Origin of the sequence: Kitasatospora sp. NPDC047058, from assembly GCF_040643935.1 — a bacterium.
GTDB lineage: Bacteria > Actinomycetota > Actinomycetes > Streptomycetales > Streptomycetaceae > Kitasatospora.
In genome coordinates, this window is the sequence record NZ_JBEYVJ010000808.1 from 1 (window position 1) to 1,684 (window position 1,684).

Genomic DNA, 1,684 nt, shown 5'->3' on the forward strand with positions numbered 1-1,684 from the left:
GTGCGAGCAGCGGCAGCGTGGAGGGGCGCGGCCGTCCACCGGTGCCGCGGGCGGCGCGGGCCAGGCCGAGGAAGCCGATCAGCCCGGCGCCGCGGCCGCTCACCCGCGCGACGAGTGAGCCGACCAGGACCGGCTGGAGCCGGGCGAGCAGCAGACCGCCGGTGAGGGCGAGCAGCAGCGGGGCCGCGACCAGGACCGGGTCCAGGCCGCCGCCGGGCGGGACGACGCCTCGGCGCCGGACCTCCAGTACGGCGGCGACGGTGACGGCGAGGACGAGGAGTTCGCCGACCATCCGACGCCGCCCGCTCCGCCGGCGCGGCGCCGACCAGAGCAGGGCCGCACGGACGGGGAAGCTCAGCAACGCCAGCAGGGTGACGGCCAGGGCGGCCACCACGGCGCCCGTCCAGCGCGCGGTCGGCAGCAGGGCGAAGGCGAGCACCGTCGCGACCGTGGCCGCGGGCAGGACGGTCACCGCGCCCTCACCGAGCAGGCGCAGCTGCACCCCGCCGCGCGAGCCGCCGCGGGCCCGGAGCAGCTGGAGTTCACCATTGCGCCGGTCGAAGGCGAGGGCCGCGGCCAGGCAGAGGACCACGGCGGCGACGCCGGCCAGGCCGGCCGGGCCGATCGCGGCAAGCGGGGCTGCGGCGTCGCGGCGCGCGGTGGCCTGCTTGAAGACTTGGGGGAGGGGCGAGCCGAGCTGGAGGTCCGGCCTGCCGGTTCGGCTCCGGAGCTCGATGCTGGTGGGGCCGGACACGTACGAGGAGATCTCCTCGGTGGTCCGTGGCAGCCGGTCGGCGCGCAGGGCGGCGGCGTCGACGGGCAGCCGCCAGAAGTCCCCCGCGCCCTGGCCCCAGGAGTCGAGCCGGCCCCGCGAGCCGACGTCGATCACCCCGGCGGTCTTCCAGTGGTACTTGGGGCTGCCTTCCCGGCACGCCATCTCCGGGCAGGGCTGCTCGGCCCAGAAGGGGTCGTTCGGGTCGTTGGCCGTGTAGAGGCCGACCACCTCGGCGAGGTGACGTTCGGCCGGCCGATCGCCGACGGCCGGCTCCGACCCGGCGTCGAGGATGGCGCCGAGATGGATGCCGATGGTGTCGGCGGCGGCCCGGCTGAGCGCGATCGGGATCGCTCCGGTGTCGCGTGCGGGGCCGGGCCAGTGGCCGGCGATCAGGGTGGCGTGGTCGCTGAGGCCGTGCAGGTAGAGCAGGTCGGCCGTGGGCGGTACCTCCTCGGGCCGGGAAAGCCCGTCGTTGAGGAGCGTGCGCGGCCGGTTGCTGCGCGAGCCGTACACCTGACCGCCCGTGTCGAAGCCGAACGTCTCGTTCGGATAGGCGCCGAGCTTCTCCACCACCCGGTCGAGGTCGGCCTCGTCATGGCTGCGCGCCGAGGTGGCGACCAGGCTGGTCCAGACCGGGCCGCGGCCCTGCAGGTACGCGTGCAGCGCGGTGTCCGACCCCCGATCGACGGCGCGCGGGAACGCGGCGGCGAGAAAGACGGTGCCGAAGACGAGTACGGCGGTGAGCAGGGCGGCGAGCGGCGTCGAGCGCAGCCTGGTCCGCACCCAGGGGGCGGGGCGGTGTTCGGCCGTCGGCCCCGGGCCGGGGCCGGTGGGGCGGGACGGCGTGCTGGTGCCGGCCGGGGTGGTCACATCTCCTCCACGTGCCGCAGCCGGGCGGCCACGTCTCGA

Annotated in this window: 1 pseudogene; it reads right to left on the bottom strand. The window is 76.5% G+C overall.

Annotated features, from left to right (window positions below):
• A pseudogene (locus ABZ885_RS40710) lies at positions 1–1,645 on the bottom strand (hypothetical protein); the annotation flags it as partial.
• Positions 1,646–1,684 lie beyond the last annotated feature (39 nt).